Source organism: Neobacillus drentensis, assembly GCF_021560175.1.
GTDB lineage: Bacteria > Bacillota > Bacilli > Bacillales > Cytobacillaceae > Neobacillus > Neobacillus drentensis_A.
This window is the reverse complement of record NZ_CP091110.1, coordinates 1,626,863-1,647,529: the sequence shown is the minus strand read 5'-3', so window position 1 is coordinate 1,647,529 and position 20,667 is coordinate 1,626,863. Positions and strand designations below refer to the sequence as shown.

21 protein-coding genes and 1 pseudogene are annotated in these 20,667 nt (G+C 38.3%); 8 read left to right on the top strand and 14 right to left on the bottom strand.

The annotated features are described in order from the left end of the window. Positions 1-136: 136 nt before the first annotated feature. Positions 137-2,431 (bottom strand): thiamine pyrophosphate-dependent enzyme, encoded by a 2,295-nt coding sequence (locus L1999_RS07630; protein WP_235743003.1) that lies wholly within the window; start codon positions 2,429-2,431, stop codon positions 137-139. Continuing rightward, on the bottom strand, positions 2,431-3,444 hold the full coding sequence (locus tag L1999_RS07625; RefSeq protein WP_235743002.1) for a 2-oxoacid:acceptor oxidoreductase family protein: 1,014 nt from the start codon (positions 3,442-3,444) through the stop codon (positions 2,431-2,433). The genes L1999_RS07630 and L1999_RS07625 overlap by 1 nt, the downstream gene beginning before the upstream one ends. A gap of 347 nt (positions 3,445-3,791) precedes the next feature. Here L1999_RS07625 and L1999_RS07620 point away from each other — a divergent pair, with 347 nt between their 5' ends. Next, a complete protein-coding gene (locus tag L1999_RS07620; protein ID WP_235743001.1) occupies positions 3,792-5,528 on the top strand; it encodes a B12-binding domain-containing radical SAM protein in 1,737 nt (578 codons plus the stop codon). Positions 5,529-5,556: 28 nt separating this feature from the next. On the opposite strand, the gene L1999_RS29545 is transcribed toward L1999_RS07620, so the two are convergent. Together L1999_RS29545 and L1999_RS07615 are read right to left on the bottom strand one after the other, a co-directional pair. Further along, positions 5,557-5,685, bottom strand: a complete 129-nt coding sequence (locus tag L1999_RS29545; RefSeq protein WP_275677438.1) for a hypothetical protein — start codon at positions 5,683-5,685, stop codon at positions 5,557-5,559. Beyond that, positions 5,685-5,846 (bottom strand): hypothetical protein, encoded by a 162-nt coding sequence (locus L1999_RS07615; protein ID WP_215040576.1) that lies wholly within the window; start codon positions 5,844-5,846, stop codon positions 5,685-5,687. The genes L1999_RS29545 and L1999_RS07615 overlap by 1 nt, the downstream gene beginning before the upstream one ends. 132 nt (positions 5,847-5,978) lie before the next feature. Between L1999_RS07615 and L1999_RS07610 the strand changes: the two genes are divergently transcribed. Then, positions 5,979-6,332: a DUF3905 domain-containing protein gene (locus L1999_RS07610; protein WP_215040575.1), complete on the top strand. Its 354-nt coding sequence runs from the start codon at positions 5,979-5,981 to the stop codon at positions 6,330-6,332. Between the two features lie 189 nt (positions 6,333-6,521). After that, positions 6,522-6,725 carry an alpha/beta-type small acid-soluble spore protein gene (locus L1999_RS07605; protein WP_215040574.1) on the top strand — a complete coding sequence of 68 codons (204 nt, stop codon included), beginning with the start codon at positions 6,522-6,524 and terminating at the stop codon, positions 6,723-6,725. Positions 6,726-6,766: 41 nt separating this feature from the next. Here L1999_RS07605 and L1999_RS07600 read toward each other — a convergent pair whose 3' ends face one another. From L1999_RS07600 to L1999_RS07585, 4 genes are all read right to left on the bottom strand, one after another. After that, positions 6,767-7,849, bottom strand: coding sequence for an anti-sigma factor domain-containing protein (locus L1999_RS07600; protein WP_235743000.1), 1,083 nt, complete (start codon positions 7,847-7,849; stop codon positions 6,767-6,769). After that, positions 7,846-8,592 carry an RNA polymerase sigma factor SigI gene (gene sigI / locus L1999_RS07595; RefSeq protein WP_235742999.1) on the bottom strand — a complete coding sequence of 249 codons (747 nt, stop codon included), beginning with the start codon at positions 8,590-8,592 and terminating at the stop codon, positions 7,846-7,848. Before sigI ends, L1999_RS07600 begins: the two co-directional genes overlap by 4 nt. 364 nt (positions 8,593-8,956) lie before the next feature. Beyond that, positions 8,957-9,445: a hypothetical protein gene (locus L1999_RS07590; protein WP_235742998.1), complete on the bottom strand. Its 489-nt coding sequence runs from the start codon at positions 9,443-9,445 to the stop codon at positions 8,957-8,959. Between the two features lie 180 nt (positions 9,446-9,625). Continuing rightward, positions 9,626-11,206, bottom strand: a complete 1,581-nt coding sequence (locus tag L1999_RS07585; RefSeq protein WP_215040570.1) for a peptide chain release factor 3 — start codon at positions 11,204-11,206, stop codon at positions 9,626-9,628. Between the two features lie 265 nt (positions 11,207-11,471). On the opposite strand from L1999_RS07585, the gene L1999_RS07580 reads away from it, so the two are divergent. The 3 genes from L1999_RS07580 to L1999_RS07570 all read left to right on the top strand — a co-directional run bounded on the left by L1999_RS07580 (position 11,472) and on the right by L1999_RS07570 (position 14,144). Then, entirely contained in the window at positions 11,472-11,732 is a 261-nt protein-coding gene (locus L1999_RS07580) for a hypothetical protein (protein ID WP_235742997.1), read from the top strand. A 144-nt stretch (positions 11,733-11,876) separates the two neighbouring features. Further along, the gene (locus L1999_RS07575; protein ID WP_235742996.1) at positions 11,877-13,604 is read left to right on the top strand and encodes an AAA family ATPase; all 1,728 of its coding nucleotides are present in this window, start codon (positions 11,877-11,879) and stop codon (positions 13,602-13,604) included. 117 nt (positions 13,605-13,721) lie between these two features. Then, entirely contained in the window at positions 13,722-14,144 is a 423-nt protein-coding gene (locus L1999_RS07570) for a YkvA family protein (protein WP_235742995.1), read from the top strand. Between the two features lie 51 nt (positions 14,145-14,195). Here the strand turns inward: L1999_RS07570 and L1999_RS29830 are convergent. Beyond that, a pseudogene (locus tag L1999_RS29830) lies at positions 14,196-14,285 on the bottom strand (YjcZ family sporulation protein); the annotation flags it as partial. A 74-nt stretch (positions 14,286-14,359) separates the two neighbouring features. After that, positions 14,360-14,464 carry a YjcZ family sporulation protein gene (locus tag L1999_RS07560; RefSeq protein WP_144562660.1) on the bottom strand — a complete coding sequence of 35 codons (105 nt, stop codon included), beginning with the start codon at positions 14,462-14,464 and terminating at the stop codon, positions 14,360-14,362. Between the two features lie 244 nt (positions 14,465-14,708). Between L1999_RS07560 and L1999_RS07555 the strand changes: the two genes are divergently transcribed. Beyond that, positions 14,709-15,524 carry a glycerophosphodiester phosphodiesterase gene (locus L1999_RS07555; protein WP_235742994.1) on the top strand — a complete coding sequence of 272 codons (816 nt, stop codon included), beginning with the start codon at positions 14,709-14,711 and terminating at the stop codon, positions 15,522-15,524. Positions 15,525-15,831: 307 nt separating this feature from the next. On the opposite strand, the gene L1999_RS07550 is transcribed toward L1999_RS07555, so the two are convergent. The 3 genes from L1999_RS07550 to phaQ form a co-directional block, all read right to left on the bottom strand. Continuing rightward, positions 15,832-17,025 carry a coiled-coil domain-containing protein gene (locus L1999_RS07550; protein ID WP_235742993.1) on the bottom strand — a complete coding sequence of 398 codons (1,194 nt, stop codon included), beginning with the start codon at positions 17,023-17,025 and terminating at the stop codon, positions 15,832-15,834. A gap of 575 nt (positions 17,026-17,600) precedes the next feature. After that, entirely contained in the window at positions 17,601-18,176 is a 576-nt protein-coding gene (locus L1999_RS07545; RefSeq protein ID WP_235742992.1) for a hypothetical protein, read from the bottom strand. Continuing rightward, the gene (phaQ, locus tag L1999_RS07540; protein ID WP_235742991.1) at positions 18,157-18,591 is read right to left on the bottom strand and encodes a poly-beta-hydroxybutyrate-responsive repressor; all 435 of its coding nucleotides are present in this window, start codon (positions 18,589-18,591) and stop codon (positions 18,157-18,159) included. Before phaQ ends, L1999_RS07545 begins: the two co-directional genes overlap by 20 nt. Positions 18,592-18,737: 146 nt before the next feature. On the opposite strand from phaQ, the gene L1999_RS07535 reads away from it, so the two are divergent. Next, positions 18,738-19,520: an alpha/beta fold hydrolase gene (locus tag L1999_RS07535; RefSeq protein WP_235742990.1), complete on the top strand. Its 783-nt coding sequence runs from the start codon at positions 18,738-18,740 to the stop codon at positions 19,518-19,520. A 63-nt stretch (positions 19,521-19,583) separates the two neighbouring features. On the opposite strand, the gene L1999_RS07530 is transcribed toward L1999_RS07535, so the two are convergent. After that, positions 19,584-20,663: an alpha/beta fold hydrolase gene (locus tag L1999_RS07530; protein ID WP_235742989.1), complete on the bottom strand. Its 1,080-nt coding sequence runs from the start codon at positions 20,661-20,663 to the stop codon at positions 19,584-19,586. Positions 20,664-20,667 lie beyond the last annotated feature (4 nt).

The following is a 20,667-nucleotide window of genomic DNA, read 5'->3' as shown; positions in this document are numbered from 1 at the left end:
TAAACCATATATTCTACATATATCGAGTAAAATCCTTTTTAGTCGACAAGCAAATTTTCCTACTACAAACAGATCAACAGACTTTTTCGACATAAAAAGAACGCAAAGCACTTTACTACTTTGCGTTCTTTTAATTTTATAGAAGTGGATTTTCGTGTTTTGCTTTGAGACGCAGCCATCTTTTTTCAACTTCTGCTTCAAACTCTTCTAAAATTGGAAGATTTTCTTCTTTTAAAAGATGTTTTGCTTTTCCCATATATTTTAACCAATCAGAAAGTGGAACCCGTTTGTTCTTTTCTTCTGGATTGTACGTAATGGTGGTTACACCTTGTTCAATCTCATAGAGCGGGAAGAAACAGGAATTCACAGCCTCTTCGACAATTTTTGTACCATAGCGGTCATCTGATTTCCAGTTTAATGGGCAGGCGATGAGCAGTTTTCCATAGACCGGTCCAACATTCTGTGCATACCATTGTGCTTTTGCACCTTTTTTTACTAAGTCCTGCGGGAATGCTTCAGAACCTGTAAATACATACGGAATATTAGTTGCTGCCATGATTTGAGCTGTATCCTTATGGTGGAATGCTTTTCCGCGCTGTACTTTTCCAACCCCGGATGTACTTGTCATATGTCCAATTGGTGTAGAGTACGACATTTGCGATCCCGTATTCATATAACCTTCATTATCATACTCAATCATAATAAGTTTATGCCCACGAAGAGCCGTACCAATTGCAGAGCCCATTCCTATGTCCATACCTCCGTCACCAGTAATCATGACAAAAGTTGCCTCATCAGACACATTTATTTCACCGCGGCGTTTTAATTCCATAAATGCTTCAACCGTACCAGACAGTGTAGCTGCACCGTTTTGGAACAAATTATGAATCATCGTTTGTTTATGGGAAGTACTTGGATACCCAGTCGTTGTTACGTATGCACAGCCCGTTTGGAATAAAGTTACAATATCTCCCTCAATCCCCTTAAAGAATAACTCCAGACCGGCAAAAATACCACAGCCAGGACATGCACCATGTCCTGATGCAATGCGTTTAGGCTTACCTGTAAGAGCACGAAGTGGAGGAATTTTAACCTTTAATTTATTCGTTTCTTCATCCATTTTCACATCAATTAAACCTGTTTTGTATACATCACCATGCTGAGGCAAAATGACAGGCTTAAGAATGTTTTCCGGGTTACCTGGAATATGACCATAATAATCAAAAGGTTTTTCAGCATAGCCCTTTTCCATTGCCTCAATGGCCATATTAAAGAAATCTTTAGCATCATCCGCATAGAAGTCCTTCCCGCCAAGACCAAATACACGGCTTAACACAATGGTTTTGTTTTCCTTGTCATCTTGTAGAGCAGATTTCACTTCATGTGTAAGGTTCGGCCCGTTGGCACCATATGAATCTGCGCGCTCCCCAACTAATAGGGCTTTAACATTTTTCAGAGCTTCACGAATTTCTTTTGCCGGGAATGGACGGATAATATTAGGGCTGATGACTCCAGCTTTAATTCCCTTATTACGAAGCTGATCAACAACATCTTTTGCTGACTCAGCAGCAGAATTTAATAGAAATAATGCAACCTCTGCATCTTCCATTCTATATAGATCGAGTACTTGATAATCTCTGCCAGATAGTTTCGCATAGTCAGCAGCCACTTCTTTGAATACTTCACCTGCATTGTAAATAGCTTCCGATTGTTGGTAGTGGTTATTTATAAAATCATCACCACTCATATGAGCACCAATGGTAACAGGCTTGCTCAAATCCCGGACAAAGTTATAATCTGTTGGACATTCGCCAACAAATTGCTGGACAACTATTCGGTCCTTAAAGTATTCTACCCTGCGCTTTTGATGAGATGTGAAGAAACCATCATAGGCCACAATAACAGGTAAGCGGACTTTTGAATGTTCGGCAATTTTAAGTGCCATAATATTCATATCATAAACCGCTTGAGGTGTTTTTGCAGTCAAAATAACCCAGCCCGTATTTAAGGCATAATAAAGGTCTGAGTGATCCCCACGAATATCTAGCGGTCCACTGACAGCTCGAGTGACAAGATTCATAACCATTGGGTAGCGAGTACCTGATTGGACAGGCATTTGTTCAAGCATATAGAGGAAACCATTCGCACTAGTCGCATTAATGACACGTGCACCTGTCGCAGCGGCTCCGTAGCATATACCTGCTGATCCATGCTCCCCATCCGCTGGAATCAATTTTATATCATGCTGGCCGCGTGTTTTCATTTGATCTAAAAATTGGGCAACCTCTGTAGAAGGTGTAATTGGGAAATATCCCATGATATGATAATTAATTTGGGCTGCAGCCGTAGCCGCCATTTCATTTCCTGATTCAAAGGTAGAGACTTGCTCTGCCACACCCTGCTTGATTAATTTTTCTTCTAAAATCGCCATTATTGTACCCCTCCTGTAATATAAGGAAAGTTTTGCTTCACACGGTTTTCATCCGCATACCCCAAAATTTCACGAAGATCGCCTAATGCGTCGGTTGGACATGCTTCCACACACTTTAAGCAGCCCTTACAATATTGATAATCAATCCCTTTAAGAAACATTTGTTTTCTGCCGCGTTTATCTTCCCCTTCTTCCCAAACAAAACAAAAATCTGGACAAACATTATCACATGCTGCACAGTTTATGCATTTGTCCTGTTTGAATTCAGGCAGGAAGCCTTGCCGTGAACCACTTAAATCTTTTAAAATACTATTTGCCTGTGAAACCATCACTCCGCCCAGTTCTTGTGTTAAAAACCCGAGTGGTGGAAGTGAACGTGTAAAGGATTTTCCTTCAGCACCTTCTGGCACTTCGTAGGTTTTAAATTGAACTTCATTATAGCCGCGGTCAAATGTCCTGATATTCGGTTCAACAAGGTGTGGATATTTTTTCGTAAAAGTTTTCCGGATCACATCTCTCATTGATTCGGGATTTAAGAAATCACAAATTCGATATAAAGCGCCAAGCATGGCTGTATTTACCTTCGTTTTCTCCTCTAATGCGATCGTTAAGGCATCGACTATCGCAAGTGAGCCATACTCTAAATGCAAATCCTTTTTTACGTCATCAAATTCTCTTGCAGTATTAACTAAAACTATACCATCCGCAGCCAAGCCGCTTACCACATTTACTGTTTTATATAATGCTTCATGGAAAACTCCTACAATATGCGGCTGCTCAATTGGACTATGGTCCCGAATCTCAACATCAGGATCACAAAAACGAATAAAGCTTTTTACGGGTGAACCCTTCTTTTCCGACCCATAGGATGAAAAATTCGAGCCTCTTAACCCAAGACTTAAGACCCCTGCCTCGGCTAACATTTTCCCTGCCAGGTTTGCTCCCAGGCCGCCAATTGATTCTAATCGGATTTCAAAAAATCCAAGTTCATTCTTTTTCGGTAAAATCGACATAATGTCCCTCCCCATTTCGTTCCAAAAATTACGAAATAATCTATTAATCACTTTTCCCTTTCGTTATTGTAGGACAATTAGGAAGTTTAAGCTGTGATAAAAGTCAAACATCTGCCAATTTTTTTTGGAACACTTTATTTATTTTTAAAAAAACATTATTAGATCAGACTTTAAAACGCTTGCTTAATTATATAACAGATTTATTTCTGTGATATAACAGTAAACATCACTCCGATACCATCCCTAGAGATATTACTAGTTGGATGATTTAAAGTTTGGCTAATACTCTTTTGGTCAAAAATAGGCTATAATGATTATTTGGTCATAATTTATAAAGGAGCAATCATATGAATGTTATTTGTTCTACACTGAATGCTAAGTTTATCCATACCAATCTTGCCATTCGTTATTTAAAGGCCTATGCTGCCCCAGAATTTCCCATTACGTTAAAAGAATATACTATTAAGGATCCGGTCCTAAATATTGTATCGGACCTTTACCAAGCAAAACCGGACGTCATCGGTTTTAGCTGCTATATTTGGAACATAGAGGAAACACTCAAAGTAGTTAATATGCTAAAAAAGGTTGATCCTTCGATTTTAATTGTTTTAGGGGGACCAGAGGTAACCTACGATACAGTCGAATGGATGGGAAAATACTCTGATGTTGATTTTATTGTAATCGGGGAAGGAGAACAAACCTTTAAACAGCTTCTCCATGAAATCAGTGGCGCCCAAGATTATCGAAATGTCCATGGTATTGCTTATAGGGGAAATGGAGAAGTAAAAATAACCCCTCAAATGAATAAACTAGATCTTAAAGAATTACCATCACCTTATCGTTTTCCTGAGGATATCGCCGAACTAGGAAAGCGTGTCACTTATGTCGAGACAAGCAGAGGCTGCCCATTTAGCTGCCAATTCTGCCTCTCTTCCATCGAAGTCGGAGTTAGATATTTTGATCGTGAAAAAATAAAAGCCGATATTCGCTATCTTATGGACCATGGCGCTAAAACCATTAAGTTTGTGGACCGTACTTTCAATATCAGCAGAAGCTACGCATTAGAAATGTTCCGTTTCCTTATTGATGAACATCTGCCTGGAACAGTATTTCAATTTGAAATAACGGCAGATATTATGCGTCCGGAGGTTATTGAATTTTTAAATCAAGAAGCCCCAAAAGGACTTTTTAGATTTGAAATTGGCGTTCAGTCTACCAATGACTACACGAATGAGCTGGTAAGACGAAAACAAAATTTTGAAAAGCTAACCAGAACCGTCACAATGGTCAAAGAAGGACGCAAAATTGACCAACATCTTGATTTGATTGCCGGACTTCCTGAAGAAGATTATTCATCCTTCCGAAAAACATTCAATGATGTATTCGAAATGAGACCGGAAGAATTACAATTGGGGTTTTTAAAAATGCTGAGGGGGACTGGGGTTCGTCTCCGCGCTGACGAACATCACTATGTATATATGGACCATTCACCATATGAAATATTAAGTAATAATGTCCTATCGTTTGATGATATTGTTAGAATTAAACAGGTCGAGGACGTATTGGAGAAATATTGGAATGACCATCGAATGGATTATACGGTTGAATATCTTGTCAACCATGTATTTCCCTCCCCTTTTGACTTTTTTCAAGAGTTTGGTTCCTACTGGGACAATAAAGGATGGTCGCGAATCGGTCATCAACTAGAGGACTTATTTAGGAGATTATACTCATTTTTAAAGGAGCGCTCCGTAGAAAACCTGGAAATTATTGCAGGATTAATGAAGTACGATTACTTAAGAAATCACAAATACAAGCCTAGAAAGCCTTGGTGGGAGGCCTCCTTGGATAAAGGTGAACGGTCCCAGCTTTATAAACAAATAATGGACAATCCAACCATGCTGGGGGATCATTTCAATCAACTGCAGCTTGATGAAAAGGATTTATATAAGCATACGCTGCTTGAGGGATTAACCTTTGATTTAGGTGAGTATTTAACAACCGGGCACTTGAAACGTAAAGAAGGCTACCTATTAGTATTCTTCGATCCAAGCAATGACCAAACCCTAACATTTCCCTTTTAATTTCTAAAATAAGCCGGGAGCCCCCGGCTTATTTATTTTTTTCAATTTTCTTCAAATGCTTTTTCGTTTCATAAAGCTTAACCCCATTTACCTCACCTATTTCAACACTGAATTCTTCCATAGGTTTGGGGCTTAGATTGTGATTCTCCTTAACCATTAGCTTCTACCTTTTTTACCTTGTTTCGAATTACGATTTTGGAACCGAATGGCATTATTGTTATCTGTAAACTCTGCGGAAAATTCACTTTCCTGAACATTTTTATGAGGGGTTTTCGAATATTTTTCCACTGCATTAAATTCCGCTTTACGTTTCGCCATTTAACATCCTCCCAAAGATATGATAGTACATCTTTAGTTTGAGCAAAGTGCCAAGGTTCATTCCTTTCCTTATTTTTCTTAAATAAAATTGATGTTCAAACAGAAAATAAAAGAAAAAGGAGTGAACAGAACATGAAAAAATCAAATCATAAACAGTCCTCCGAAAAAGTAACGATTGATGAAACCATGCCTCATCAAATAAATGCCCCAAGTTTCGAAGGGACAGGCATTAAAATGGAGGTCCCCTTTGTAAATGAATTTGGAGTAACCATTGGTGACAGTTTATACGCTTCAGAGAACTCTCCTTTAGAAAATTGGTCTGAGGAAACAGACCCCGCAATAATGTCTGGAGACGAGTGGGTTCATCCGACAAATGACATCGGCTGGAATACATCTGAAAATCGTGAACTGCTTGACAGCAAAAGAAAACCACAAGCTTATCCTTTTATGCATCCGACAAAGGATGTTAGTAAAGGGTCTGATTAATGAAATTATCCAAATCCGAAAAACATTACCACTTATAGAAATTTAAAAGGGTATAGATACTATGAATACAGAGGACAAACCTCCTCTGTATCCTAATTGTACCAAGTGTGTACACCTCAAAGGTGGCGACGAGGCTTAAAAAGTTATCAAGGAAAGTCTCAACTTTCCTAAGACAAAGGAGTGTCAATGATGGCAAATAACAGTAATAAATTGTTAGTGCCTGGAATCGAGCAGTACTTGGACCAGGTAAAATACGAAATTGCCCAAGAATTTGGAGTTCAATTAGGCTCTGATACCGTTTCAAGAGCAAATGGTTCTGTGGGTGGAGAAATCACCAAAAGATTAGTCCAACAAGCACAAGCTCAATTATCCGGGCAAAATAATAACCAATAACTGAATAAATATGGAAAAAAGTCCGGTTTAAGACCGGACTTTTATTTATGATGATTATGGTTATTTGGCTCTTTTTGATTTGGCTTCTTTTCATGGTTATTAGGATTGGCGGCTTTACCATGGGCATTCGATTGATTTTTTGCGGAAGAATGCGGCTGCTGTTTTGGCTGCTGTTTTGGCTGCTGTTTCATTTGCTGTTTGGCCTGTTGGTTATTATTTCCCTGTTCTTGTTTCCATTGATTTTCTGCTTTTTTTAGTTGTCCTGGCGGGACTGTCTTTCCTACTGATACATTTGAACTAATAGCCTTTTTCTCTTTAGTTGCTGCCGCAGCATTCTCATTATTAACCTTCTTTTGCTGTCCCGGTGGAATTACAACGTTTGGTGATAAGGGAACTGTGTTAAGCTTCTGGTTCTCATTCTTCTTCTTCTGTTTTTCCTTTTGGCGGTGACTGGATTGATTTTTATTCTCTTGATATTTGCCGGTGGTAATCCCTAGATTGTGGGCCTTATCCCGATCTTCCTGGGTTGCGTTTAACACGGTCAACTCTAGCTCTTCTTTACCTGCCGACGCTTTGATCTCATCTATATTCTTCTGAAGTTCCTTTTCAGATTGCTCATCCTGCTCTCTCGCACGAACAGTTGAAATAATTACCTCTTGGTTATTTTCTAACTGACCCGCTTGTTTCATCTCTTCTAAAATAGATTGAGTAATTTCCGAAACATCCTTTTTCTTCCAATCGTTCAGCTTTGAAATAACCTCTTGACCTTCTTTATTGAAACCTGTTAATTTTACAACTTGCATCTTCTTATTTACACCGAGTTCAATACTCGAGTTTGCATCGATTGACATATAAGCGTATGCTTTATTATTTTGATGGAGCGGAAGGAAAGAACCAAGTAAGATTAAAAGGGCAGCCATTACGGCCCATACACTTCTCGCTTTAAACATTTTCTTTAATAAAAAAAATGATTCCCTTGTTTGTAAAGTAGTGATCGGAAAGAAATGGATTTCCTCCCCAATCGAATAAAGTTGATCTTGTTTTTTGGTCCTTAGGAACTCACCATTGGGGGTTAAAAGTGTTAAGAAAGCATCGTCTATTTCCATGATAATTCCTTTTTTCATATATCCAGGACCCCCTTTATATAATTCTTCATATACACATAATCACTAGATAAAATAAGTGCCACGGCAATGATATATTTTCGATTCCGCTCAATCGTTTTTCGGCTGACCTTTACCATTGACTCTAACTGTTTGATAGGAAGACGTTTTTTTTCCAGTAATATTTCTTTTAATTCTGGATTGGCAACAAGCACTTTCGCTGTTTGAATAGCACTTATTCGGGCATCCGTATGCTTTGGTGAATTTTCCACTAAGTCACTAAAACTTAAACCAAAAGAGGTCAGCACTTTTTGGAAATGAAGTATTTCTTCTTTCCGTAATTGGTCATCATTCTGTTTATGAAATTCATCAAGGGAAAGTTCGTTGACAATCACCGTTCCCGGTGATTCTTCCTCTTGTAATGGATTAGTGATATCGATACTAATATGTTGATCTTTCGTTTGTTTACGAATATAGTCGATTACTCTTCTCTTAATAATGACTTCGGAAAAACTCAATAACGAGCTTCCCCGGTCTGGAGAATATTTTTCGATTGCCTCATTAAATGCAATAAGTCCAATGCTAAATTCATCATCAGATTCATAAATATACCGTCTGCAAACGGAAGAAACGGTCTTAGCAATAAAGGGCTTATAGGAATCAATTAAATGATTCAGCAGCTCTTGGTCACCATTCTGGACTAATAAAACAGTCTCTTCCAAAGTTCTTTTTTTCTTCTTGGTCTTAAACAATAAACTTAGCATGCGCTCACCTCTATTCGTCCCATTATAACATATATATAGTTACTTAAGACTTTGTAGAAATAAGCATTCAGGTAAACAAAACTCCCAAAATGGCAGTCTTTTTACGTTATTGTTTAAGTTTTTTATTAGTGCTGTTCTCCTCTCATTTTCATTTCTTTTTTCAAGAACTTTGTGTCCGCATTTTACTACATAGGTACGTTTCTGTAAGAACTATTTCTGGGGGTTGGAGAATAAAAAATTTTCCCAATCATAAAAACATATCCACCTATCATGGTACGTGGGAGTGCATTAAGTACTTTTAGGTTCAACCCGGACCTAAATCAACCAGATATAAAAATAAAAAACTTTAAATCAAATAAGTGATTTAAAGCTTTTCATTCGCTCTATCGGGACTTTTATCCCTTACTTTTAAAATTCTTTTTATCCCGCCGCCTACCAGTAAACCTGGAATGAGGAATATCATTGGTAAAAAAATAGGTCCTGGATGTATATCAAAAAAAGTGACCTTTGGTGAGACCATTAATCCAACTGTTACAAAGTAAGCCCCGAAAACAAAAGGCAAATAAGAATACTTTTCCTCCGCTGGCATTGCAAATCGGTAGGCATCCCACATCGAAAACATGTAAATACAAGGATAAAACATAAGCCATTGATAATTTACCAACATCTCAGCCTGTTCTATTTCCCCTAAAAAGCTGTGCATAATGGCCCGATTAAAATGACTATTTACATTCATAATAAACTCTAAAACAACAAATAAGACCCCTTTTATATACTGCCCTGTTAATAATTGGGTGAAACCAGGGAAGGCAATATTCCAGAGAACTGCTTCCAATCTGCTCATTTTTTTCATTATTCTATCCCGTTTCATTATGGCATTTAAGAAGAAAAACTTCTCCACTTAGCTTAACCATTCCTATGCCAAATTAACGAGGATACACTGAATATTTTCCAAAAAAATTCCATTTTATGTAAGAACACTGTTTAAAGATATTAAAAAACAGCGGATGCCTCCGCTGTTTTGCTAACTGAACTATTCGTTTTGGTCCATTGGGTTATAAAGTTTAACATCTGGATTTTTTTCCTGGAACCATCTTAACGCAAAATCATTTTCAAATAAAAAGACATAATGATCATATCTGTCTTTTACCAGCAAACTTCTCGAACTCGATAGGTTTTCATCAACCGTTTCATTTTCAACCCATCTGGCAATTTTTGAACCCATGCGCTCCATTAATACCTCGGCATTGTATTCATTTCTCATCCTATGTTCGAATACTTCAAACTGAAGCTGACCAACCGCACCTAATAAATATTCTTCCATCCTAACTGTCTTAAAGAGCTGAATAGCCCCTTCCTGGACAAGCTGTTGAATACCTTTATAGAAGGATTTTTGCTTCATGACGTTTTTAGCGGAAACCCTGACATATAATTCAGGTGTAAACTGTGGCAGCCGCTCGTATTGAAAGTCATTTTTGCCGGTCGTTAAGGTATCGCCAATTTGATAAGTCCCTGTATCATACAATCCGATAATATCTCCACTAACAGCTTCTTCGACTGTATTTCGTTCTTCTGCCATAAAAGATGTCGACTGAGATAGCTTTAATTGTTTTCCTAAGCGTGGTATATTAACCGTCATTCCACGTTCGAACTTACCTGAACAAACACGCACAAAGGCTATTCGGTCGCGGTGAGCAGGATTCATATTCGCTTGGATTTTAAACACAAACCCCGAAAATTGATCTCCTAATGGATCAATTTCACCTATGGATGAATTACGCGCTTTGGGCGGCGGTGCAAATTGCAGATAAGACTCTAAGAAAGTCTGAACACCGAAATTTGTTAAGGCACTTCCGAAGAAAACAGGAATTAGATTCCCCTCCGCAATTCTTTCTGCTGAGAACTCATTACCAGCTTCATTAAGCAGTAGAATTTCCTCTAGCGTTTGATCATATAGACCGGAATCTTTTATCGGATGCTCTCCAACAATTTCCCCTTCGTCATTAAGCGGAATAAACCTCTCCTCATCACTTACACGGAATTGTTCAACCCGCTTATGGAAACGGTCATAAATGCCTAGGAATTCCTTTCCCATTCCGATTGGCCAATTCATTGGATAAGATTCAATTCCAAGAACTTCTTCTAGTTCGGCAAGAAGTTCAAGCGGCGCTTTCCCTTGGCGGTCAAGCTTATTCATAAACGTAAATATTGGAATACCGCGCATACGGCATACTTTAAAAAGTTTTAGGGTTTGTTCTTCAATCCCTTTTGCTGAGTCAATGATCATTACTGCACTATCAACAGCCATTAAAGTTCTGTACGTATCTTCACTGAAATCTTGATGTCCAGGTGTATCAAGAATGTTAACCCTGAATCCATCATAATCAAATTGCATTACACTGGAGGTAACGGAAATTCCACGCTGTTTCTCGATTTCCATCCAGTCACTTGTAGCAAACTTTCCTGTTTTTTTTGCTTTAACAGTACCAGCGTCTCTAATAGCCCCACCAAATAAAAGTAATTTTTCTGTTAATGTTGTTTTACCGGCATCCGGGTGGGATATAATCGCAAATGTCCGGCGTGACAATACTTCTTCTTTAAAATTGTTACCCATCTTGTCTTCCTCTCTTTAACAAAGAAGTCATCATACTTCCTTTAAATAAGGCCCCTTCAAACCTGCGGGGAAGGAACCGATTTCGCTAATTTCGGCCATGCGTACCATTTTTAGCGTGAAATTTTTATCCATAACTTCAATCTTATCTCGCAAAGGCCAACTTTGCAATATTTCAGATGGTTTACTTAAGATTTTTCTTTTATGATAGAGGCGAAAGGAATATAATGGAGATAATGAAAAATATTTATTTTCCTCAGGAGGAACTATGCAAAATCAGCCAGTTGATCAGAAAACCTTAAGCTTATTACACAAAGCTTTCGAAATCGTACTTCAACAAAATAATATCTCCTATCATAAAATTGGCATTGCCGAAGAAGGGGATCAATTATTATTTTTGTATGAGACAAAAGAAGAAAAGGTTCATATTTTTAAATGGAGCAAGGCAGCAACTGTCGGAATGAGTATTGGCACTTTGGCCCAAACCGTGCTTACGCCCATCATTCCACAACTCCGCTTACTATCCTAATGATATTTACACAATCCATTTTTTTAGGCTGGTGTGTTTTTTATAGCTATTAACGCTTTTCTTTCTTCCACCGATTCCCACATCCATTTTTCTGGAAATAGCTTTATAATAATTATATTACTCTATTAGAGGAGATGAAGAGAGTTGAATAAAAGTAAAAAGATAGTTTCAAAGTTTATTCCGCTGATTACAGCGTTCATTATAGTCATTTCAGGTTTGATTTGGTACATTCAAACAACTCATAAGGAAATCGCGATTCCTTTCTCTTCTGTGGAGAAAACGATTCAAGCGCAAAATGGTAAGGCCGTTACGCTCACTGAACAAGCGGACGGAAGCCTGTATATAAAAGCAGGCGGTAACGAATATGTATCCCATATACCTCCAAACAGTCAAGTGATCGAGAAACTTGTTGAAAAGTACAATATTAATTACACCTATACGACCGGCAGCCGATACGGTAAGTGGATGCTGGGCGGAGTAATTGTTTTACTTGCCGGTGCTGCTGTTGCTCTGCAAAAAACAAAGGGCGGCTTTGGCCTAGGTAACTCGATGAAAAATAGTGTCGCCAAGTCACGCCCTCTTCCTTCTATCAGTTTAGACGATGTTGGAGGAATTGGAGCTGAAATGAAAGAGGAAATTTTTCAGACTTTATCCACTATAAAAGAACCTGAACGAGCGCTTAAACTGGGAATAAAGCCCCCGAAAGGAATTCTTTTATATGGACCCCCTGGGACCGGTAAAACACTATTAGCTCAAGCCATGGCACGGGAAATAGATGCAGCCTTCTTCTCTGCAAGCGGGTCAGCATTCAATGAACTTTTTGTTGGCGTTGGCGCAAGCCGGGTTCGCTCTCTTTTTCAAGCAGCCCGTAAACAAGCACCCGCAGTAATCTTTATTGATGAAGTAGACGCACTTGCTGGCAAACGTAAGGCTCATGGAGGCGAAGAAGCAGAAAAAACCTTAACTGAACTGCTTGTTCAGCTTGATGGCGGCCATTCTAACGATGGTATTTTATTTATAGCAGCTACCAATAGAAAAGATATGCTGGATGAAGCCTTCCTTCGTCCTGGACGTATTGATTTCTCCTTCCATGTATCTCTACCAGATACAAAAGGAAGAAGAGAAATTATCGAGATTCATACGAAAGGAAAGGCGCTTGCAAAAGATGTGTTTGCATCCCTTGATGATTTAGCAGAAAGTACCTCTGGATTCTCCGGTGCTGAGCTGCAGTCTCTTTTTGAAACAGCCTCAAGACGTGCGGTTAGAAACGGCCATGAGGTAATAGCTAAACAGGACCTGGATTACGCTCTTGACCGGACGATATTAGGCAGTACTTCTCGATCCTTACAGGATCTTGACACAAAACGCAGAGTGGCCATCCATGAAGCGGGACATGCAATTGTAGCTTCCTTAACAAAACCTGGTTCCGTTCGAAAGGCAACGATTATACCTCGAGGTGAGGCCCTTGGTTATGTAGCACCGATTCCAAAAGAATTGCATTTATCAACAACTAGTGACTTGCTTGACCGTGTGGCAATGGTCTTAGCAGGTGGTGTGGCTGAGAGAATGTTACTTGGTGAACATAGCATCGGTGTAAGTGGTGACGTTCAGCAGGCAAAACATCTGATTGAACAAATGGTCGACATTGGAATGCTTGAAGATGGGTTTACATTAACGTTTAACAAGCAAGATAAGGAACTCAAAATGCAGGAATTATTTGCAAAAGGTTTAAAAAAAGCAGAAACCTTGATTAGGAACCATCAACCACAGTATCAACAATTAGTCGAAGCATTATTAAAAAAAGAAACATTAGAAGGAACGGAAGTAGAAACCATCGTGACAGGCCTAACAAACGATGCTGTTATTGCATAAAAGTACCAGGTGCACATTCTGCACCTGGTTTTGTTTTTTTATTATGGGGTAAATATCTAATGAATTTTATTTTTAGTGGTAAACTAAGTTTGAATTCCGTTAAAGGAAGTGAACCCTATGTACAGCGATGATGAATTAATTGAAAAAGAACACCATAAATACATTCACAATGCTAAAGAATTTATTGGAAATCCCCAAAAGATAAAAGATTTACTTCATAAGGTGATTGAAAAAGCAACGGATAGAAAAGGCTATCTAGGGGATGCTTGGGATAAACTACAGTTATTTGTTGATTTAGTAAAAGCCTACTCTAAAGGTGAATATAAGAATGTTCAACCAAGTACCATCGTGACGATAATTGGTGCTCTGCTCTATTTTATTTCCCCAATTGATTTAGTTCCTGATTTTATTATTGGCCTCGGCCTCTTTGATGACGCTGCTGTTATTGGTTTTACACTAAAAAAATTAGCGAAAGAACTGGATCAATTTGAGCAATGGAAAAGCACTAATACAATTCCACTAGAAGACCCGCTTGAATAACCAAGCGGGTTGACTAGTTAGATATTTTAAGTAGGACGCTTTAATTTTTTACTACCATCTAAAGCAAGCAGCACCTACAATAATTAATAAGATAAATAAAACGACGATTAATGCAAAGCCGCCGCCAAAACCATATCCACCGCCGTACCCACAGCCACAGCCTCCGCCATAGCCGAATCCACCGTATCCAAACATTTTATTTCCTCCCTTCTAACTTAATAGAAACCGCAACCCCAAGAAGCTCCAATTATAATTAATAAAATGAATAATACGACTAGCAGGGCAAATCCGCCGCCATAGCCACCTACTGCACCAGACATTTACATTACCTCCTTTATCGATTTCCATATATCCTATTCACCTAGATATCAATGTGCGATAGACACATATCCATATTAGGCTTTTCTCAAAAAAAAGAATAAGCCCATTCTTTGCTCATATCCTGAGGATCTTAACCTATATTTGTTCAATAACTTAACCGCAAACACGTAGGCAGATATCCAGTTGACAAATTGTTTTGTTTTTCTTACCATGTTCACAATAAGGCGATGGAGGTAAATCTTTATGAAATTTACTACAGCCATTTGGAGATGGGTCTATTTATTGTTAACTCGAAAAAGAATGAGAATTAAAAGTGCTTCTGAATCTCGTTCTCCTTTAAAAATTGGCCATAGAGGAGCAGCCGGATACTGCCCTGAAAATACATTTGCTTCTTTTCATAAAGCAATGCAACTGGGTGTGGATTACATTGAAATGGATGTTCAGATGACAAAAGATGGACAGTTGGTGGTCATTCATGATCCAACGGTTAATCGAACCACAAACGGCAAAGGAAAGGTAAGGGATTTTACTTTAAAAGAAATTCAAGCACTGGATGCAGGCAGCTGGTTTGATTCTAAATTCAGTGGTGAAAAGATCCCTTCATTCTATGAATTTCTAGACGAGTTTGGAGGAAAAGTTGGTATATTGCTGGAGATTAAAAATCCATCTCTTTACCCTGGTATTGAGAAAAAAATTGCGGATGAGCTTTTACACAGAGGACTTACAAGCGCCGAAGGGCCTCAAGTGATCGTTCAATCCTTTGATCAAAACTCACTAAAGAGATTCCACCAACTAATCCCTTCCATCCAACTTGGAGTCTTACTAAAAAGGTTCAGCGGTAAAGGAATCTCGAATCAAGAATTGGTCTCCTTTTTAAGCTTTGCTGCCTATGTCAATCCGAAAATCACCATGGTAAACAAACGGCTGATTAGAAGGATTCACCAGCATGGCTTTAAAACGCTGGTATGGACAATAAGAAAAAAAAATGAAGTAAATTTTTTGATGCATTTTCATATTGAAGGGGTCATTAGTGACTACCCTGATTTTTTGAATCACTAAAAGGGCATCTCCCTAATGAGAGAAGCCCCTGTTTAATCGATAATCCCCATCCGAATGGCTTTGACTGCCACTTCAGTTCTATTTTGGGCATTAAGTCTTTTCATAAAATGTAAAACTCTTAGCTCATAATGTTACAACAGACAGTTCAAATTTACTCAAACTTAATGTGAATTTCAGAAGTAATAGTGTGGTGGAGATGGAGCCAAAAAATGAGCAAGAATTAATACAAACAAAAGCCTTATTGGAACAGATTCTAAATACTATAAAACCATAAAAAGAAGCGAATAACATCGCTTCTTTTTATTTATTAGTTATTGATAATTCTTATTACTCGTCCGTTAAATTTTTTCAGGTAATATCCATTCGTCATATCCGCAATCGCAATTCCAGTTCTGCTTTGCGATCCAATAAACTTCCCGTTGCCTAAATAAATTCCAACATGTCCGTCAATTTTATAAGTATCAAAGAAAACCAAATCACCAGGCCGTGCTTCACTAAATGATACCCGTTTGCCCAAGTTTTTCAAGATATCTGTATGGGCCCCTACTTTAATCCTGGCTTGGGCAAATGCCCATGCTACAAACCCAGAGCAGTCAAATCTTCCTTGTGAAACATCATAGGCATTCCTTCCTCCGCCGAAAACATACACTGAATTTCCGATATATTTTTCACCAGCATGAATAACAATATTGATTGCTTCATTAGTGGTTGATGGAATTGCGGCATTAATAGGAGTTGAATTCGGCGTAAGAGAATTTGTGTTTTCAGCCCCAATCTCTCCTTCTTTTAATGCAAGCGACTGATCTAGTTGTTGCAACTTCTCTTTTTGAGAGAGTTTTTCTTGCTCTTTTTGCTTCCATTCTTCTTGCAAGACATCATTTTCTTCCTTTTGTTCTAAAATTTGTGCCTGCATCCCTTCAAGCTCTATTTTCATTGCTTTTAAATCACTTAGCTTTTTTTCAACTTTAGCTTGTTTGTTTACAACTTCTTTCTGGTCTTCTTCATACTGTTTAACAAGATCTTGATCAGCCTGAACGATGGAAGCAACAGCATGAAGACGCCCGACGAAGTCTCCAAAACTGTCAGAACCTAAAATAACATTAATATATTTTACATTCCCTCCATTTTCTTGTAAGGCTAAGGCACGTTTTTTCAGTAGTTGATTGCGTTTATCGATTCTATCCCTAATAAGGGTTATTTCTTGTTCTAGTCCGTATACTTCTTTTTCGGAAGCCTGAACCTTTACTTCCGTCTGGGTAATCATGTTGTTATTATCAATAATGGCTTGATTAGCTCTTTTTATTTGCTCTGATAATTTAGCCAATTCATCTTGGACTTGAAAAATTTCCTGATCTGTTTTCATTATCTCTGTCTGGATTCCCGTTCGCTCCTCCTGGATACCTTTAAGGCCTGTTTCCTCTGCTTGGGCAGCTGGAAGGAAAGAGATACTGCCAATCCCTAATATAATCGAGGTAGAAAGCACTGTAATTATCTTTTTCATTTTCTTTTCCTGCCTTCATCATTTTTCAAATTACCTATAGTAATAGAAATGCCGCATCGAAGACTAGTAATAAATCTGTATTTTCAGAACTAAAAAAATTTATGTTTACTTTTTATTCATTTCATATGTAAAGGCACGATCATCAACATTTCCCTATTTCATCCTATCCGATCTCAATTAGAAGTATATCATTTAATTTCGTCAAATAAGTTATGAATATATGACATTTATATTTCAAAAGGGAAAATATGGTTTTTAGTAACAGAACGTTCAAATTCCTAGTTAGAAAAGAACAAAAGCGCAAGCGCCTTGAACAGCCCCAACAAGCATAAGACGCTCTGGGAATGAAGGGTTCTTTGCCTTCATTCTCAGAGTGGCTGTAGACCATCGAGGGGCTAGGCGCTGGAGCTAGACGTCGATAGTCCTTATATTAACAGTTATCCACAAGCGAAAATTTTATAATTTCCTAAACGATAAAAAACCACACTCTCTATTTCCTTCAGAAGAGAATGTGGTCTAACATTGATATAAGGATTGACAACACTGGTGTTATTTCCCCTTTGTGTTACATCCATTTAACGAGTTTTTACAAGCTCTTTCAAGCTATTTTTACTTCGATCTATAAAATCTAAATGTGTACTGCGTGCTTTTTTAACATATTCTTTGCGGACTTCATCCCATGCATTTCGACGTTCACGGTTATAAGCAATACCAGCTTCTGCATTCTTCTCAAAATTATCCTCAAACTGATCAATAATATGGAATATGGACCGAACTGGTGTTAACGCTAATTTTTCCATTTGTCCGGTAACTTCTTTAAACTGGTTCTTTAGCTCTTCATGGTCCTCTGAAGTTACCTGCTCATTCTCTTTGCCCGCGTTAATTTGTTGCATCACGTCAGAAACCACTTCTTTATTTGTCTTTCTTGCTTGCTCATATAATGCTGTAAGGGAATTTCGGTATTGCTTATTGAATTTAATAACCTCTCTTACCGCATTAAAATAAGCATCTTCTCGATTTTCCCTTAACTGTCGTGCACGTTCACCCGATTGTTCAAACTGATCCCAAAAAGTAGCAACAAAAGAACCTACAGGTATCGATTCTACTAAATCTTCCGTAGGAACCGTTTCATTATTTTTCTGTACCATCATTCTTCCTCCTCTTAGTATTATTAACTTTCTCTATTGGATCCTTCTTCTGAAAGGAAGGAATATAGAGCTCAAGTAAACTAGAATACATCTTGAAGAATTGATCTAGGATGGATTGATACGTCTCAAGTTGATTTGCATATCCTTTTAAGTATGTAATCCCAGCTTTTGTGATTGAATATCTTCTTTTAGCCGGCCCGCTGCCTGTTGTATCCCATTCAGATGAAACTAGTTCATCCTTTTCAAGCTGTCTTAGCATCCTGTATAAGTTGCCTTGATCAAGAGTTTTAAAACCGAATGCCTCCAGCTTTTGGCTAAGTTCATAACCATGAAGAGATACTTTACTAAGAAGCAATAAAATAAATGGCAGCACAAAATTTTTGGATGGATTGACTGATTGGTTATCTTGGTTCACCATATCTTTATCACCTCACCTATATGTATTTTACACCTATAGGTTATATTTGGCAATCATTAAAATAAATATATATTAAAATCAATTAGGATATTTACAACTCACTTATGTTGGATATAAACTGATAAAAATGGAAAAGGTGGTGTAAAATGGTAAATGCTAGAATTAGTGAATTGGGTGTACCCTACTTACATTTTGGAGAAGGGGAACCACTCGTGCTCATTCATGGTTTAGGAGAAGTCAAAGAAGGCTGGAGTAACCAGTATGAGTTAGCTGATCAATTCGAGTTGATTATACCAGATTTACGTGGACACGGGGATTGTTCAAGAACAGTTGGGATTTCGATCCCCAACTTTGCCAGGGACTTAATAGGTTTATTAAAGGAACTTGGTATTGAGAACGCTCACATTCTTGGTCTGTCAATGGGTGGAGCGGTTGCTCAAGAAATGTACCGCCAAGCCCCCGACCTCTGTCGGTCACTGATGCTCGTTAGCACTTTCCATTACTTCCCCCAAAAATTAAAGAGACTTTTATTTAATAATCGCAAAGAAAAATTTGAGGATGTTACCAAAGCAGGAAAACAAACGGAATTCCTCGCGCATATGGCGCTTTACTCCTGGAATAAAACCTTAATGGATACCTTTAGCCATTATTTCCGCCCAAAACACTTTATTTTTCTCGAATCATTAAAAATGTGCCTTGAGGTAAATAATCGATCTTTATTGCCCGAAATTAAGGTACCAACTCTAATTATCGGAGGACAGTATGATTCTGTATTACCGGTTTGGATTCAAGCTTCTATGCATAAACTGATTCCCCATTCGGAATTTATTATTTTGAGGAATACCGGTCACCTTGCCAAGCTTGAAGCAAAAGACCGGTTTAACCAAGTGCTGCGCAGGTTCCTCAATCAACAAAAAATTGCTGTGTAAATGATAGTAACAGGGAGAAAGGGCCCTCCCGCCCTTCTTCCCGTTACTTCCTTTTTCAGGGGATTATACAGGCACTTCCTCAAGTTGATTGGACCTAGACTTAAGCCAATTGTCAGCAAACACTGCAAATTTTCCGGTTAATGCAAGTGAAACATGACCGCCCTCGAATACCTCATAGGTTTTATCTTCACTCGAAATCATGTCCATAACTGGCAGGCTTTGTTTCTCTAGAACGAGTGTGTCTCTTGATGTTGAGAAAACAAATACAGAGCATTTAATATTTTTAAAATCTACTTTTCTGCCCCCGATTATAAGTTCGCCCTTTAATAGTTTGTTATCCTTATATAGATCATTGAACATCTGTTTAAAAGCGGCGCCGGCAAAAGAGGCGGTATCTCTTGTCCATTTGTCCATTCGACGCCACTTCTCGACATACTTCTCATCATGGGCACGCGTGATTAAATTGACCCATGGACTAACATAAACCGGTGAAAGCCCTCGAAACATAAGATATAAATATTCGGATGGAATGACACCATATACATCAGAAAATCGATCAAAGTCGATTTGACCATTTTGGAGCCCTTTTAACCATTTGTCAGGGACAATCCCGACACTAAAATCAATTGGAACGGTTGCAAGAACGAGATTCTTAATTGGTAATTTTGTGATAGATGTAAAAATCGCTGAAATAGTCCCACCTAAGCAATAGCCGACCATTGAAATCTCCTCTGTTCCCGAGTGGCGTAAAGCCCGTTTTACGGCATTTTCCAAATAATCGATAATGTAATTATCGAGGGTAATTTCACGATCCTCATAGCCTGGGGAGCCCCAATCGAAAAAGTAAACATCATATCCACGCTCTGTAAGACCGCCTACAACACTGCTCCCTTCCCCGATGTCTAAAATATATGATTTATTTAGCAGTGAATAGACTAAAAACAATGGAATCTGATATTTTTTTTCCTTTGCGGGGTGATAATATAAAGTAGATTTATTTTTCTTCCAAATAATCTCCCTCGGTGTAGGTACTATATCCGGTTTAGGCTCGGTTAAGACTTTATTGATTTGGTTCCACCTAACTTTTTCCTTCTCTAAATCTACTATTGGGATTAAGTTTTTAAGCGATACTGTTGCACTCATCGGC

Bases quoted from the DNA above. Each gene is read 5' to 3' on its own strand.
- L1999_RS07630 (WP_235743003.1), bottom strand. From the start codon at position 2,431: ATGGCGATTTTAGAAGAAAAATTAATCAAGCAGGGTGTGGCAGAGCAA.
- L1999_RS07625 (WP_235743002.1), bottom strand. From the start codon at position 3,444: ATGTCGATTTTACCGAAAAAGAATGAACTTGGATTTTTTGAAATCCGA.
- L1999_RS07620 (WP_235743001.1), top strand. From the start codon at position 3,792: ATGAATGTTATTTGTTCTACACTGAATGCTAAGTTTATCCATACCAAT.
- L1999_RS29545 (WP_275677438.1), bottom strand. From the start codon at position 5,685: ATGGTTAAGGAGAATCACAATCTAAGCCCCAAACCTATGGAAGAATTC.
- L1999_RS07615 (WP_215040576.1), bottom strand. From the start codon at position 5,846: ATGGCGAAACGTAAAGCGGAATTTAATGCAGTGGAAAAATATTCGAAA.
- L1999_RS07610 (WP_215040575.1), top strand. From the start codon at position 5,979: ATGAAAAAATCAAATCATAAACAGTCCTCCGAAAAAGTAACGATTGAT.
- L1999_RS07605 (WP_215040574.1), top strand. From the start codon at position 6,522: ATGGCAAATAACAGTAATAAATTGTTAGTGCCTGGAATCGAGCAGTAC.
- L1999_RS07600 (WP_235743000.1), bottom strand. From the start codon at position 7,849: ATGAAAAAAGGAATTATCATGGAAATAGACGATGCTTTCTTAACACTT.
- sigI (WP_235742999.1), bottom strand. From the start codon at position 8,592: ATGCTAAGTTTATTGTTTAAGACCAAGAAGAAAAAAAGAACTTTGGAA.
- L1999_RS07590 (WP_235742998.1), bottom strand. From the start codon at position 9,445: ATGAAAAAAATGAGCAGATTGGAAGCAGTTCTCTGGAATATTGCCTTC.
- L1999_RS07585 (WP_215040570.1), bottom strand. From the start codon at position 11,206: ATGGGTAACAATTTTAAAGAAGAAGTATTGTCACGCCGGACATTTGCG.
- L1999_RS07580 (WP_235742997.1), top strand. From the start codon at position 11,472: ATGCAAAATCAGCCAGTTGATCAGAAAACCTTAAGCTTATTACACAAA.
- L1999_RS07570 (WP_235742995.1), top strand. From the start codon at position 13,722: ATGTACAGCGATGATGAATTAATTGAAAAAGAACACCATAAATACATT.
- L1999_RS07560 (WP_144562660.1), bottom strand. From the start codon at position 14,464: ATGTCTGGTGCAGTAGGTGGCTATGGCGGCGGATTTGCCCTGCTAGTC.
- L1999_RS07555 (WP_235742994.1), top strand. From the start codon at position 14,709: ATGAAATTTACTACAGCCATTTGGAGATGGGTCTATTTATTGTTAACT.
- L1999_RS07550 (WP_235742993.1), bottom strand. From the start codon at position 17,025: ATGAAAAAGATAATTACAGTGCTTTCTACCTCGATTATATTAGGGATT.
- L1999_RS07545 (WP_235742992.1), bottom strand. From the start codon at position 18,176: ATGATGGTACAGAAAAATAATGAAACGGTTCCTACGGAAGATTTAGTA.
- phaQ (WP_235742991.1), bottom strand. From the start codon at position 18,591: ATGGTGAACCAAGATAACCAATCAGTCAATCCATCCAAAAATTTTGTG.
- L1999_RS07535 (WP_235742990.1), top strand. From the start codon at position 18,738: ATGGTAAATGCTAGAATTAGTGAATTGGGTGTACCCTACTTACATTTT.
- L1999_RS07530 (WP_235742989.1), bottom strand. From the start codon at position 20,663: ATGAGTGCAACAGTATCGCTTAAAAACTTAATCCCAATAGTAGATTTA.